Source organism: Hydrocarboniphaga sp. FW305-C-57, from assembly GCF_058783045.1.
This window is the reverse complement of record NZ_JBYSYG010000001.1, coordinates 877,883-889,909: the sequence shown is the minus strand read 5'-3', so window position 1 is coordinate 889,909 and position 12,027 is coordinate 877,883. Positions and strand designations below refer to the sequence as shown.

General features: G+C 65.7%; 16 protein-coding genes. 8 read left to right on the top strand and 8 right to left on the bottom strand.

Annotation, left to right across the window (positions count from 1 at the left end; translation table 11 throughout):
- Positions 1-15 precede the first annotated feature (15 nt).
- Together AC3WUM_RS04090 and ybaK are read left to right on the top strand one after the other, a co-directional pair.
- Entirely contained in the window at positions 16-423 is a 408-nt protein-coding gene (locus AC3WUM_RS04090; protein WP_492408850.1) for a PaaI family thioesterase, read from the top strand.
- The gene (ybaK, locus tag AC3WUM_RS04085) at positions 423-896 is read left to right on the top strand and encodes a Cys-tRNA(Pro) deacylase (RefSeq protein WP_492408848.1); all 474 of its coding nucleotides are present in this window, start codon (positions 423-425) and stop codon (positions 894-896) included. Before AC3WUM_RS04090 ends, ybaK begins: the two co-directional genes overlap by 1 nt.
- 18 nt (positions 897-914) lie before the next feature.
- Here ybaK and AC3WUM_RS04080 read toward each other — a convergent pair whose 3' ends face one another.
- Positions 915-1,262 carry a DUF1653 domain-containing protein gene (locus AC3WUM_RS04080; protein WP_492408846.1) on the bottom strand — a complete coding sequence of 116 codons (348 nt, stop codon included), beginning with the start codon at positions 1,260-1,262 and terminating at the stop codon, positions 915-917.
- A gap of 142 nt (positions 1,263-1,404) precedes the next feature.
- Here AC3WUM_RS04080 and AC3WUM_RS04075 point away from each other — a divergent pair, with 142 nt between their 5' ends.
- On the top strand, positions 1,405-1,650 hold the full coding sequence (locus AC3WUM_RS04075; RefSeq protein WP_492408845.1) for a hypothetical protein: 246 nt from the start codon (positions 1,405-1,407) through the stop codon (positions 1,648-1,650).
- A 33-nt stretch (positions 1,651-1,683) separates the two neighbouring features.
- Here AC3WUM_RS04075 and AC3WUM_RS04070 read toward each other — a convergent pair whose 3' ends face one another.
- From AC3WUM_RS04070 to AC3WUM_RS04060, 3 genes are all read right to left on the bottom strand, one after another.
- On the bottom strand, positions 1,684-1,923 hold the full coding sequence (locus tag AC3WUM_RS04070) for a hypothetical protein (protein WP_492408844.1): 240 nt from the start codon (positions 1,921-1,923) through the stop codon (positions 1,684-1,686).
- A 106-nt stretch (positions 1,924-2,029) separates the two neighbouring features.
- A complete protein-coding gene (locus AC3WUM_RS04065) occupies positions 2,030-3,487 on the bottom strand; it encodes an MFS transporter (RefSeq protein ID WP_492408843.1) in 1,458 nt (485 codons plus the stop codon).
- Positions 3,488-3,522: 35 nt separating this feature from the next.
- Entirely contained in the window at positions 3,523-4,293 is a 771-nt protein-coding gene (locus AC3WUM_RS04060; protein ID WP_492408842.1) for an SIR2 family NAD-dependent protein deacylase, read from the bottom strand.
- Positions 4,294-4,401: 108 nt separating this feature from the next.
- Between AC3WUM_RS04060 and AC3WUM_RS04055 the strand changes: the two genes are divergently transcribed.
- On the top strand, positions 4,402-4,605 hold the full coding sequence (locus AC3WUM_RS04055; RefSeq protein ID WP_492408841.1) for a hypothetical protein: 204 nt from the start codon (positions 4,402-4,404) through the stop codon (positions 4,603-4,605).
- Between the two features lie 103 nt (positions 4,606-4,708).
- Here the strand turns inward: AC3WUM_RS04055 and egtD are convergent, their stop codons facing one another.
- Positions 4,709-5,677 (bottom strand): L-histidine N(alpha)-methyltransferase, encoded by a 969-nt coding sequence (gene egtD, locus AC3WUM_RS04050; protein ID WP_492408839.1) that lies wholly within the window; start codon positions 5,675-5,677, stop codon positions 4,709-4,711.
- 65 nt (positions 5,678-5,742) lie between these two features.
- Entirely contained in the window at positions 5,743-7,014 is a 1,272-nt protein-coding gene (gene egtB, locus AC3WUM_RS04045) for an ergothioneine biosynthesis protein EgtB (protein ID WP_492408838.1), read from the bottom strand.
- Between the two features lie 320 nt (positions 7,015-7,334).
- Here egtB and AC3WUM_RS04040 point away from each other — a divergent pair, with 320 nt between their 5' ends.
- The 4 genes from AC3WUM_RS04040 to AC3WUM_RS04025 are packed head-to-tail and all read left to right on the top strand — an operon-like array spanning position 7,335 to position 8,948.
- The gene (locus AC3WUM_RS04040; RefSeq protein WP_492408837.1) at positions 7,335-7,682 is read left to right on the top strand and encodes an ElaB/YgaM/YqjD family protein; all 348 of its coding nucleotides are present in this window, start codon (positions 7,335-7,337) and stop codon (positions 7,680-7,682) included.
- Between the two features lie 29 nt (positions 7,683-7,711).
- Positions 7,712-8,224 (top strand): phage holin family protein, encoded by a 513-nt coding sequence (locus tag AC3WUM_RS04035; RefSeq protein ID WP_492408835.1) that lies wholly within the window; start codon positions 7,712-7,714, stop codon positions 8,222-8,224.
- Between the two features lie 41 nt (positions 8,225-8,265).
- Positions 8,266-8,718, top strand: a complete 453-nt coding sequence (locus AC3WUM_RS04030; RefSeq protein WP_492408834.1) for a hypothetical protein — start codon at positions 8,266-8,268, stop codon at positions 8,716-8,718.
- A complete protein-coding gene (locus AC3WUM_RS04025) occupies positions 8,715-8,948 on the top strand; it encodes a hypothetical protein (RefSeq protein ID WP_492408833.1) in 234 nt (77 codons plus the stop codon). The genes AC3WUM_RS04030 and AC3WUM_RS04025 overlap by 4 nt, the downstream gene beginning before the upstream one ends.
- Before the next feature lie 66 nt (positions 8,949-9,014).
- Here the strand turns inward: AC3WUM_RS04025 and AC3WUM_RS04020 are convergent, their stop codons facing one another.
- Together AC3WUM_RS04020 and AC3WUM_RS04015 are read right to left on the bottom strand one after the other, a co-directional pair.
- Complete coding sequence (locus AC3WUM_RS04020) at positions 9,015-10,379, bottom strand: sigma-54-dependent transcriptional regulator (protein ID WP_492408832.1); 1,365 nt, start codon at positions 10,377-10,379, stop codon at positions 9,015-9,017.
- Between the two features lie 420 nt (positions 10,380-10,799).
- Complete coding sequence (locus AC3WUM_RS04015; protein ID WP_492408831.1) at positions 10,800-11,975, bottom strand: CaiB/BaiF CoA transferase family protein; 1,176 nt, start codon at positions 11,973-11,975, stop codon at positions 10,800-10,802.
- Positions 11,976-12,027 lie beyond the last annotated feature (52 nt).

Below are 12,027 nucleotides of genomic sequence, written 5' to 3'. Positions count from 1 at the left end.
CCATTTCACCTCACGATGAACGACGATTACGAGCTGCTGGCCGACGACGGCAATCCCTTCCACCAGTTACTGGGCCCGGTCTATCACCGCCCGGACGTCGAGGGCATGGGTTATCGCTGGCAGGTCCAGCGCCAGCACCTGAACCAGCTTTCGATCCTGCATGGCGGAGCGCTGGCCGCGCTGCTCGACATCACCATGGGCTCGAGCGTGCATCAGCTGGCGCCGGTACCGGCCGATTTCCTCACCGCTTCGCTGAACATCGACTTCGTCGGCCCGACTCGCGAAGGCGATTGGCTCGACATCGTCGTGGTGCTGCCCAAGAGCGGGCGCAAGCTCTCGTTCGTGCGCTGCGAAGTGCGCTCGGGCGATCAGCTGATCGCGCAGGCCTCGGGCGTCTGGTTCGCGCGCGGCAGCCGGCCCTGATGTCGAAGGGCACACCGGCGACGCTCTGGCTCGCCAACAACGGCGTCGCCTTCGAAACCCGCAGCTACGACTACGATCCCAACAGCCCGCGCGTCGGCCTGCAGGCCGCAGAGGCGCTCGGCGAGCCGCCCGCGCGCGTGCTCAAGACGCTCATGGCGCTCGTCGACGGCAAGCCGGTCTGCGTGATCCTGCAGTCGGACCGCGAGCTCAGCATGAAGAAGGTCGCCGCGACCTTCGGCGGCAAGAGCGCGAGCATGATGCCGGTGCCCGACGCCGAGCGGATCAGCGGCTACAAGGTCGGCGGCGTAAGTCCTTTCGGCCAGCGCAAGCGGCTGCCGACCGCGATCGAACGCAGTGCACTGGCCGAGCCCTACGTCTACATCAATGGCGGACAGCGCGGCCTGCAGGCGCGGCTGTCGCCGGAAGACGCGCGCCAGGCACTCGCGGCGATCGCAGCCGATCTGGTGGCCTGAGCCTCGCGCCTGCGCGCTTCAGAGGTTGTCCTTGACCCAGCCGAAGAATCCGCGGCCACCGCGCGCCTGCTGCGGCTGGCCGCGGCTATCGACCTCGTCGGTCACGTGGCCTACATAGGTGAAGCGCGGAACCCGCTGGCCGTCGACTTCGACCTCCTCGTTCCAGACCTGCAGGCGACGTACGCTCGTCGGCAGGCCGGGCCGCGCGTAAAGCCGCGTGTAGACCACGAGTACGTCTTCGGTTTCGTCGTCGCGGGCCAAGCACAAGGCGAGGTACTGCTGGCCCTTGTAGTGCTGATACAGGCCGGGCTGAAAGTCCTCGACCATCTGCTCGAGTTCCTGCCAGTCGTCGTCGCTGATCGCCATGCCTCGTCCTCGCTCGCTAACCGGCTTCGAGGATACGCGAGCCCGTGGCCGATCGGCCCCGGGCGGTGCGCCGTCTCGCTTCATCTCAGCTTCGGTCGGAACCGACCACGCTCCCGCGAACGCCATTCCGCAACCGATCGCCATGCCTCAGAACCGACCGCGCATCGCCTGGCAGACCGTCCCATTCGACGAAGAGGGCTTCGCCGTGAAGATCGGCAAGATCATCGGCGGCAAGTGGATCTGGACTGTGGAGTTCGCGGACGGGCGTCACGAACCGCAGCCTCCGGATCGCCCAAGCTCGTCGTTCTACAGCTACGAAGATGCCTTGGCGACCGGCGTCCGGTTCGCCCGGGACCAATGCATCGACCAATCGCGCAGTCGCTTCTAGCGACGGCGCGCTGGGACAAGCGTCGCTACGCGATCAGGCGGCGATCGAAATCCCCGGCGAGCGTTGCGGCTGCTCGGGCTTCGAGTAATCCGCGCTCGTCCACCGCTGCCGGGCGACATCGAATTCCCATTGCTGCGCGCAAGCCATGCAGGCGTAGAAGCGTCGCGGGCCGCGATGCAGGTTCGGGAACACGATGGGTTCGAGAAAGTAGGGAATCGCAGCGGCTCGCGGCTGGGCGATCAGCGAACGGCAGGCAGCGCAGTGAGTGCTCATGGAGGGGTCTCTCGTCGTATCCACCTCTAGGCCGGGCGGATTGGATGATCAACATAGGCCTTGCTCACTGAATGCGGGATGGATTGAGAGCGTACGGGCGCAAACGTCAATGCGCGGCAGTCGGTGGCGATTCGTTTGCGAGCGCGAGCCGGTGCCCGCTCACGCTGCTGCCCGCACCGGGCGCCAGGCGCCTGAAACTCAGCAGCGACGACAGCGAGATCAGGCCCACCACGAAAAACGCGATGATGAAATCGATGTCGTCGAGCGCCGTGTCGCGGCGCAGCGCCATGCTGATGTTGAGCACCTGCACGCCGATGCCGACGCCGATGCTCAAAGCAAGCTGCTGCGCGGTGCTCGAGAAACTCGTCGCCTGGCTCATGTCGTCCTCGTCGATGTCCGCGAAGGCCATGGCGTTGACGCAGGTGAACTGCAGCGAGCGAAAGAAGCCCGTCAGCACGAGGAAGCCGATCATGAGCGCGTACGGCAGGCTCGGCCGTAGCCAGCCGCAGAGCACCAGCGCGCAGCCGCAGATGATGGTGTTGCGGATCAGCAGATCGCGAAAGCCGAAGCGGCGCGTGAGCCTTTGCGCGATCGTCTTCATGAGCAGCCCACCGACCGCGCTCGCGAACGTGATCGAGCCCGATTGCAGGGCCGACAGGCCGAAACCGAGCTGCAGCATCATCGGCAGCAGCACCGAAAACGCACCGACGCCGATGCGGAACAGCGAGCCTCCGGTGACCGAGACGCGAAAGGTCGCGACCCGCATCAGCGAGAGCTTGAGGATCGGCGAATGCTCGTGCCGCGCATGCCAGGCATAGAGCCCGAGCAGCGCGATGCCGCCGAGCAGGATCGCCGGCGCGATGCCCGGCGAGAGCACGTGCTTGCCGAGATTCTCGAAGCCGAAAATCATGCCGGCCAGGCCGGCGCCGAGGATCATCCATCCGGCGAGATCGAGCGGCGGCTGATGCTCCTCGCGCACTTCGCGAATGTAGCGGCTCACGAGCCACCAGCCGAGCACACCGATCGGCACGTTGATCAGGAAGATCAGCCGCCACGACGCGAAGGTGACGATGAGCCCGCCGAGCGGAGGGCCGAGAATCGGGGCCATCAGCGCGGGGATCGTCAGATAGGACATCGCGCCGACCAGATTGGCCTTGTCGACTTCGCGCAGCAGCACGAGTCGACCGACCGGCACCATCATCGCCCCACCGAGTCCTTGCAGCATGCGCGCGCTGACCAACTGGCCGATGCTCTGCGAGAGCGCGCATGCGATCGAGCCGAGCACGAAGATCAGGATCGCGTTGCGGAACACGCGCCGCGCGCCGTAGCGATCGGCCATCCAGCCCGACAGCGGAATGAAGATCGCCAGGCTCAGCAGGTACGAAGTGACCGCCATCGACAGATGCAGCGGATCCTCGTTCATCGACTGCGCGATCGCCGGCAGCGCGGTGGCGATGATCGTCGAGTCCAGGTTCTCCATGAACAGGGCGCAGGCGACGATCAGCGGCACGAGCATGCCGCGCGCCGGCGCCTGGCGCGGTGGAAGTCCTGTGTGATGATCCATGCGCGCGATTATGAGCGCCGAGGCTGAAGGCTCGCTCAATCGCGCGCTTGCGCGAACAACGCCGGCAGGCACCGGGCCGCGGTTGCGCCGAGCACATGGTCGTAGTGCGCATCGAGCGGAGTCGGCAGCGGATTGATCTGCACGAGCCTCGCCCCGGCACGCGCGGCGACGAGCGGCAGTTCCGCGGCCGGATAGACGAGGCCCGAGGTACCGACGGTGATCCACATGTCGCAGGCCGCGGCCGCCTCGTGTGCCTGCTGCAGGACCGACATCGGCAGGCCTTCGCCGAACCAGACCACGCCCGGGCGCACGCGGTCGCCGCAGCTCGCGCAACGCGGAGGCTCGATGCGTCGCCCGCCTTCGGGTTCCTGCGGAACCGCGGCCGGCAATTCGAACGGGGCTGCGCAGCGCACGCAGCGTGTCGCTTCGAGCTCGCCGTGCAGATGCAGCACGCGCGTACTGCCCGCGCGCTCGTGCAGATCATCGACGTTCTGCGTAATCACGGTCAGCGCGGACAGCCGACGCTCGAGCGCGGCGAGCGCGCGATGTCCCGCATGCGGCTGCGCGAGGCGCATCTTCATGCGCCTCCATTCGTACCAGCCCCAGACCAGCGCCGGATCGCGATGGAAGGCTTCGGGCGTGGCCAGGCGTTCGGCATCGAAGCGCTCCCACAAGCCGGTCAGCGCATCGCGAAACGTCGGCACCCCACTCTCGGCCGACATGCCCGCGCCCGTGAACACGCAGATGCGGCGGGCCGCGCGCAACGCCTCGAGCAAGGCGGGAGGAATCGAGGCCTCATCGGTCATTCGCTTGCGTCCTGTCGTTCAGGGGTGATCCGCGACAAACCAGCATAGGTTCAGCCAGCACGGCGCCCAATGCCCTGCACTTTCAGGCACCGCCCGCAGGAGGACGATATGAGCCACCAGGATCATCAACGCAAGAAGACCGCGCAGGAAAAACCGGCGGTCGACAGTATCGATACGCGCGATCGTGTGGACGAAGCCTCTTACGATTCGTTCCCGGCCAGCGATCCGCCCGGACATGCTGGCACGCAGGCGCGCCCCGGCAAGCATCGTGGGCCCGGCGAAAAGCCGGCCGAGACGGGCGGCAAGCGCTGACCCGGCCTAGCCCAGAGCAGCCTGTCGATGGACCGCCCGGTCGCGATGCGGCCGGGCTTTTGTCTTTTGCAAAACCCGTCCCGCCATCGATGCAGTGACCGCCTCAGCGGATCGCATCGAAGCAGTGGATGCTGAAGCGGTCCTGCGCGTCGATCCACAGTTCGTTGCGCCTCCAGCCTGCGGACAGGGCCAGCTCGGCGAAGTCGCCCGGGCGGTACTTGTATGAATTCTCCGTGTGGATGGTTTCGCCCCGGGCGAACATGAAGCTGGCTCCGCCGATGTGCACGCGTTGCTGCTGCAGGCTCACGAGGTGCATTTCGATGCGTCCAAGCGCCTCGTTGAACACCGCGCGATGGCGAAACGCCTCGAGCTTGAAGTCGGCTCCGAATTCGCGGTTGAGACGGCGCAGCAGGTTGAGGTTGAACTCGGCCGTGACGCCGGCCGCATCGTCGTAGGCAGCTTCGAGAATCTCGCGCGGCTTGCGCAAGTCCACGCCGATGATGAGGCCGCCATGCACGCCGGCCATGCGCTTCCACATCGCGAGCAGCCGGCGCACCGAGTCGGGTTCGAAATTGCCGATCGTCGAGCCCGGCAGGAACAGCACGCGGCGGCGCCATTGCAGGTTCTCGATCCTGGGCAGTGACACCTCCTCGGTGAAATCACCGACCAGCGGCATGATCGTGAGCTGCGGAAACCGTTCCGCGATGCGTTGCCTGCAAGCCTGCAGCGCGGTGGGCGAAATCTCGATCGGCACGTACGCCGCAGGCTCATCGAGCGCGCCGAGCAGGATCGCGGACTTCTCGGCCGAGCCCGCGCCGGGTTCGATGATGACGCAGCGCGGTCCGCAGAAAGCACTCAGGGCAGCCGCGTGATCCTGCAGCATCGAGCGCTCGGTCGCCGGGATGTAGTACTCGGGCTGCTCGCAGATGCGCTCGAACAACTGCGATCCGAGCTCGTCGTAGAACCACTTGGGCGATAAAGCCTTCTGCGGCTGGCTGAGCCCCGCCCGGATTTCGAGCAGCGCCGGATCCGCATGAACGGCCTTAGACGCCGTCGTCGAGTTGTGAGCCATTACATTCTCCTGTCATGGCGCCTTCGGTGTGCGCGGCTTCAACGGCACGCCCTGGCGCTTTGCCATCAGCTCCGCGCCAGTCGCAGGCCGCTGAACTGCCAGCGTGCGTCGGCCGGAAAGAAATTGCGGTAGCTCGAGCGCACATGATCCGCCGGCGTCGCGACAGAGCCTCCGCGCAGAACCCACTGGTTGCACATGAACTTGCCGTTGTACTCACCGACCGCATCGGCCGACGCGGCGAATCCCGGGTACGCCACGTAGGGGCTCGCCGTCCAGGTCCACACCTCGTCGTAGGCCGAAAACGCCTCGCGATGCACGTTGTCGGGGTGCAGCTCGTTGCGTGCGGAAAACGCGAGTTGCGGGGTGCCCTCGCAGCTCAGCTGCGCAGCGCGCTCCCACTCGAATTCGGTCGGCAGGCGCGCGCCTGCCCAGCGTGCGTAGGCGTCGGCTTCGAAAAAGCTCAGATGCACGACGGGCCGATCGGGGTCGATCGCCTGCTCCCCATGCAAGGTGAATTCGGTTTGGAGGTCATCGGACCAGTAGAGCGGCTTGCTCCAGCTTAGCTGCAGGATGCATGACCAGCCGTCGGCAAGCCACAACCGCGCATCGCGATAGCCGCCGTCGTCGATGAATTGGCGATACTCGAGATTGCTGACCGGCCGGCTCGCGAGACTGAAATCACGCAACAGCACGCTGTGCGCGGGTGTTTCGTTGTCGAAGCAGAAGCCCTGATGCGCGTGGCCCATGCCGTGAATGCCACCGGCGAAATCGCGCCAGCGCAGCGGCTCCGCCCTGCCCCGGCTCAGACGCGTGTCGCGGTAGGCCGGCTTGAGCGGATTCTGGAAGAACAGATGCTGGATGTCGGTGAGCATGAGTTCCTGATGCTGCTGCTCGTGATGAACTCCGAGTTCGACGATCTTCATGAGCGCCGCCGACAGGCGATCGTTGCACAGCGCGTTCTCGATGCCCTGGTTCACATGCTGCCGATAGGCGAGCACCTCGCTCAACGAAGGCCTCGTCAGCAGACCGCGGGCATGCCGTTCGAACGGAACTCCGAGCGTCTGGTAGTAGGAATTGAACAGCTGCGAAAAGCGCTCGTCGAAAGTCCGGTAACCCGCGCATGCAGGGATCAGCACGAAGACTTCGAAGAACCAGCTCGTATGCGCGAGATGCCATTTGACCGGGCTCGCCTCCGTCATGCTTTGGGCGGATGCGTCTTCCGCCGACAAAGGCGCCGCGATCGATTCGCTGACGTACCGTGTCGCCTTGAATGCTTTCCATGGATCGGATTCGAACGCTTCATCGCTGGAGGCCGATGCCCTTGCCCATTCGGTCATGCAGTGAGCTCCATGGTCGCAGCCTGCATGAATGCGCTCGGCGCATCATTCGCTTTGCGCGATGAAATCCAGCATTGAAGGGCATGCTCCGTCACGACTGCGTCTCCTTGGCGCCTGCATCTGGCCTGGACATCGTGAATTCACGCGCAACGGACGTGCCTGCGATCTCGAGTCGACGGATGCACGCATGATGGCTGCGGCGGTGTCAGCGTAGAGCAAGGTCACATGACCAGACTGCGGTCAAGCGTCTGAAAACGCTGATGCAGTTTTCGATTCACTTACGCATGAGCCGCATGCGCTTCAACGACAAGGAGAGTCCCATGAAGAACCAGCAATTGTCCGCCACCAGCGATATCGCCAGCGCTCGCGAGCATCTGGGCAAGGATTTTCAGGCGCTCGTCAGCCATGCGGAGGAGCTGCTGCAGGCGACGACCACGCTCTCGGGTGAAACGGTCGATCTGGCCCGCCGGAAGCTGACGGACAGCCTGCAACAGGTCAAGTCGCAGGCGATTCCGTTGCGCGATGCGGCAATTGAACGCGGCAAGGTCGCAGCCGATGCCGCCATCGTCTATGCACGTGAGAAGCCCTGGCAGACCGCCGCCATCGTAGTGCTCGCCGCACTCGCGATCGGCTTCATCAGCAACATCGGCCGCAGCAGCGAAAAATAAGCGCGCAGCGTAAGCGAAGGAGGTTCGATATGAGCGGCGATCGGCCGAGCATCGGCGAGCGGCTGCATGTGTTCATCGAAGCCGCACTTCGGCACGCGCGTTCGCATCTGGCTCTGTTCCAGCACGAATGGAAGCAGGAGCGCTCGCACATCCTCGAACTGCTGTGGCGCTGGGCCTTGTTCGCGGTCGCCGCTTTGACTCTGTACCAGCTGACCGCCGCGTTCGTCATCCTTGCGTTCTGGGACACAGCCTGGCGCCTGTATGCGGCCGGCGCCATGGTGCTGCTGACGGCGGGCATCACATACTGGTCGTGGACGAAGGTACAAGCGTTGCTCGCACGCAGCGAACAGCCGTTCGCGCGCAGCATCGAACAGTTCGAGAAGGACCGCGAGGCACTCGAACGCATCGCCGGCCAGCGCAAGTCCGAAGCAACCGAGCCGCGAAACGGCGAAGACGTCGGCTCGCCGCTGCCCGAAGTGGCGGTTGCGGCCGAGCGGGAACGTCAGCTCGAACCCGCGGAGACTTTGTCGCGACTGCACTAAGCGCCATGGCAAGGCTGGCGCAGGCGAAACTGGAGGAAGGCATGGTAGAAAAACACGTCGATCCGAATGCCTCGCACGAAGGACATCCGATCGCGAACGGGCACGATCGAACTCACGATCCGAGTCAATTCGACGCACGCTTCGATCATGGGCGCGACGAACTGACCGCGGCCGCGCAAGCGCTCGGCGGACCGCTGCGAACGGTCAATCGCGCCGATGCGGCAGTTCGAAAGCTCAGGCCCTTGCTGCCGTACGCGGTCGCGGCGGTCACCGTGATCGGCATCGCGGGTGCGCTGTTTCGCGGAAAGAAGGTCAAGCCACTCGTCCTGATCGGCGCCGGACTCGATATCTGGCGCCTCTGGAAAGGTTTCCAGGCTTCATCGTCTAGCCGCGAGTTCCTGGCCTTGCAGGCTACCGCCGCACGCTCGGCGAATTCCGCCACACGCGCATTCAATCCACCGCTGGATTCATCTCAAGGAGTATCCAAGACATGAATTTATGGACATTCACCAAGACCACCGCCGCCGTCGTCTCCGTCGGCATTCTGCTGACGCCGGTGTTGCGCCGGCTCGGTTATCTGCCGCCAGAGCCGGTAGCCGCTCCGAAGCGGGTGAGCCGCGCCAAGCGCGCGGAGCCGCTCGCGGAAACACCGGCAGAGCTATCGGTTCCGGCGACTCCGACCCCGGGCGCAGCGGAAGCCGGAACTCGCAGATCGCATCACTGAGCGTGGTGCCGCAGCAATGAAAAGAGCCGCAGCTAGCGGCTCTTTTCATTGCTGCGTTACGAGCTTTTAGCTCACGCCCGCACCGTCGAAAGCCTTGCGCTTGCGATAGAGCGTGGAACTGTCGATCTTGAGCAGCTTGGCAGCCGCTTCGAGCGAGGTGGTGCCGGCGACGATGGCCTCGATATGGGCGCGCTCGAGCTCCTCGAGCGACACCGGGTCACCCGCGCGCAGCGCCTGTCCGGGCGAGGGCGAGCTGCGCCCGAAAGGCAGATGCTCGGGCGTGATCGCCTCCGATTCGCAAATGATGACCGCACGCTCGACGGCATTGCGCAACTCGCGCAGATTGCCGGGCCAGGGATGCAGGGACAGCAGCGAAGCCGCTTCCCTGGTGAACCGACGCGCCGGGCGGTCATAGCGAACCGCAAGCTGCAGCAGGATCTGCTCGGCGATCGCGAGCACGTCTTCACGACGTTCGCGCAGGGCCGGCAAGGTCAGGCTCACGACGTTGAGCCGGTAGTAGAGGTCTTCGCGGAACCTGCCCTCGGCGACCATGCGCTTGAGATCCTGGTTGGTCGCGGCGATGACGCGCACGTTGGCCATGCGCGTGTTCGGGTCGCCCACGCGCTCGTACTCGCGATCCTGCAGGAAACGCAGCAGCTTGGGCTGCATCGCCATCGGCAGATCGCCGATCTCGTCGAGGAACAAGGTACCGCCTTCGGCGATCTGCACGCGTCCCTGGCGATTGTCGGTAGCGCCCGTGAAGGCTCCACGCACGTGACCAAACAGCTCGCTCGCGAGCAGATCGGCCGACAGCGAAGGGCAGCTCACCGTGGCGAAGGCCGCATTGCGGCGCGGGCTCATCTCGTGCACGGCGCGTGCGAGCACGGTCTTGCCGGTTCCGCTTTCACCGAGCACGAGCAGGGTCGCGTCGGTGTCGGCGACGCGGCGCGCCATGTCGAGCGTGGCCGACAGCGCGGGATTGGAGGTGGTCAGATCGATTTCGTTGCGGCGCCCGCGCTCGCCTTCGAGCGCAAGCACACGCTGCTCGAGCCGGCGTGCCTCGACCTGCTGCGCCACCGCGTGCGACAACTGGCTCGGATCGCAGGGCTTGACGAGATAATCCGCCGCCCCGATGCGAATCGCCGACAGCGCGGTGCCGACGTCGTCGGTCGCGGTGGCCATGATCACGCGCATCCACGGCGCCCATTCGCGCAGCCTGGGCAGCAGCTCCAGGCCCGAATCACCGCCGATATCGAGGTCGAGCACGCAGACGTCGAACACGTTGCGGCCCAGCGCGGCTTCGGCCTCGGTAGCCGAACGCGCGGTGCTCACACGGTGTCCATCGGCTTCCAGACAGCGGCGGAACAGGCGAAGGATCGACCCGTCGTCGTCCACCAGCAGAATATTGGCCCCTACGGACTCTGCACTCATTGCCCTGATTCTCTTTCGGGTTGGGCCGCTCGACAGCGCGGCGCTTTGTAGGACGTCCCGCCTTCCTTGCGGGTGGGCGGTCCCTCCGCCTCGTTCGTTTCCATTCGTCTTGGATCGCCTGCCGCCATGCGGCCGGGAATCTCCATTCCCAGCATTCTGCACGATCCGGCTGTACCGCGGCTGTCACAAGCCATGGCGTTCATTTGCGGACGACATGCATTTTGCGGCAGGTATGTCGACGAACCGGCGAGGTGCACGGCCCGGCAGCGCGCCGTGTTCGAAACATGCGAGTTTCAACAATCACTTAGCTACGCGGCCGCAGCTGGCACGCTGCATGGATTGCGTCCCGCACCGACTCTCCCCTGGTTACGTTCCGACCCGCGCGTGACCATCCCCCTGGGGGCGGATTGATTCCGCCCCTTATTTTTTGCCGGCGGAACCCGCATCCACCTCCGCGCCCGCTCCATTCGCCCCGCGTTCGGGCAGCGCGGACCGCAGGGACGCGAGCAGCTCCGCAGTGGCTTCGCCGAGTACGGGCGCCGCTCCGAGCGCGGGCAAGGGGTCGCGACCGAAGCGCAGGCCGCTGCCGACCGCAGGCTTGCCGCCCAGGTCTTCGATGAGTCGGCGTGCCTGAACCTGCGGATCGGCGATGGCTTCGTCGAGCCTCAGCACGACCGAGGCGCAAGCGTCGACGCCTTCGAGCTGAGCGCGCCACTGCGCGCGCGTGCGTGAGGTGAACAGCTGCGTCAGCGCCTCACGCAGGGCCGAGCCCTGCAAGGCGGCCAGATCGGGCCGCTGCACGGCAGCGCAGAACGCGGCGCGGAACTTGGGCTCCAGCGCGCCGAGCGCCACGTGGCCTTCGTCCGCGCAGGCATAGACGCGGTACCAGGGCTCGCCGCCGGTCAGCATGTCCTCTCCACGCGGAGCCACCGCGCCGCGGCGCAGCGCGCCCATCGCGAAGACGTTGAGCGCGAGCGAGCCGTCGAGCATCGACGCGTCGACGAAGCTGCCCTGCCCGGAAGCTCGCGCCCCGATCAGCGCCGCGAGGATGCCGATCGCGCAGTGCAGCGCACCGCCGGCCAGATCGGCGATCTGCACGTTCGACAACGATGGCGCGGTGCCGGCTTCGCCGATCTGGTCGAGCACACCGGCGTAGCCGAGATAGTTGATGTCGTGACCGGCGCGATCGCGATACGGCCCGTCCTGGCCATAGCCCGTGAGCGCCGCGTAGACGAGCCGCGGATTGATCGCCTTGAGCGTTTCGTAGCCGCAGCCGAGCTTGTCCATCACACCCGGACGAAACGATTCGAGCACCACGTCGGCCGTCGCCACCAGGCGCGCGAAGGCATCGACGTCCTCGGCCTTGCGCAGGTCGAGCGCGATCGAGCGCTTGCCGCGGTTGACGAGCTCGAACATGTCCGCGTCGAGGGCGCGCGCGTAGTCACCACCCTGCGGCTCTTCGACCTTGATGACCTCGGCCCCGAGCTGGGCCAGCATCAGCGAGCAATACGGGCCGGGCAGCAGCCTCGACACATCGACGACGCGCACACCGGCGAGCAAGGGATTGCCGGGCAAATGGCTCGAAGCTGGGCTCACAGCGCGCTCTCCTGGTTTCGTTTTCGCGAAGATTACACTGCGACGAGTTCAT

Bases quoted from the DNA above. Each gene is read 5' to 3' on its own strand.
- AC3WUM_RS04090 (WP_492408850.1), top strand. From the start codon at position 16: ATGAACGACGATTACGAGCTGCTGGCCGACGACGGCAATCCCTTCCAC.
- ybaK (WP_492408848.1), top strand. From the start codon at position 423: ATGTCGAAGGGCACACCGGCGACGCTCTGGCTCGCCAACAACGGCGTC.
- AC3WUM_RS04080 (WP_492408846.1), bottom strand. From the start codon at position 1,262: ATGGCGATCAGCGACGACGACTGGCAGGAACTCGAGCAGATGGTCGAG.
- AC3WUM_RS04075 (WP_492408845.1), top strand. From the start codon at position 1,405: ATGCCTCAGAACCGACCGCGCATCGCCTGGCAGACCGTCCCATTCGAC.
- AC3WUM_RS04070 (WP_492408844.1), bottom strand. From the start codon at position 1,923: ATGAGCACTCACTGCGCTGCCTGCCGTTCGCTGATCGCCCAGCCGCGA.
- AC3WUM_RS04065 (WP_492408843.1), bottom strand. From the start codon at position 3,487: ATGGATCATCACACAGGACTTCCACCGCGCCAGGCGCCGGCGCGCGGC.
- AC3WUM_RS04060 (WP_492408842.1), bottom strand. From the start codon at position 4,293: ATGACCGATGAGGCCTCGATTCCTCCCGCCTTGCTCGAGGCGTTGCGC.
- AC3WUM_RS04055 (WP_492408841.1), top strand. From the start codon at position 4,402: ATGAGCCACCAGGATCATCAACGCAAGAAGACCGCGCAGGAAAAACCG.
- egtD (WP_492408839.1), bottom strand. From the start codon at position 5,677: ATGGCTCACAACTCGACGACGGCGTCTAAGGCCGTTCATGCGGATCCG.
- egtB (WP_492408838.1), bottom strand. From the start codon at position 7,014: ATGACCGAATGGGCAAGGGCATCGGCCTCCAGCGATGAAGCGTTCGAA.
- AC3WUM_RS04040 (WP_492408837.1), top strand. From the start codon at position 7,335: ATGAAGAACCAGCAATTGTCCGCCACCAGCGATATCGCCAGCGCTCGC.
- AC3WUM_RS04035 (WP_492408835.1), top strand. From the start codon at position 7,712: ATGAGCGGCGATCGGCCGAGCATCGGCGAGCGGCTGCATGTGTTCATC.
- AC3WUM_RS04030 (WP_492408834.1), top strand. From the start codon at position 8,266: ATGGTAGAAAAACACGTCGATCCGAATGCCTCGCACGAAGGACATCCG.
- AC3WUM_RS04025 (WP_492408833.1), top strand. From the start codon at position 8,715: ATGAATTTATGGACATTCACCAAGACCACCGCCGCCGTCGTCTCCGTC.
- AC3WUM_RS04020 (WP_492408832.1), bottom strand. From the start codon at position 10,379: ATGAGTGCAGAGTCCGTAGGGGCCAATATTCTGCTGGTGGACGACGAC.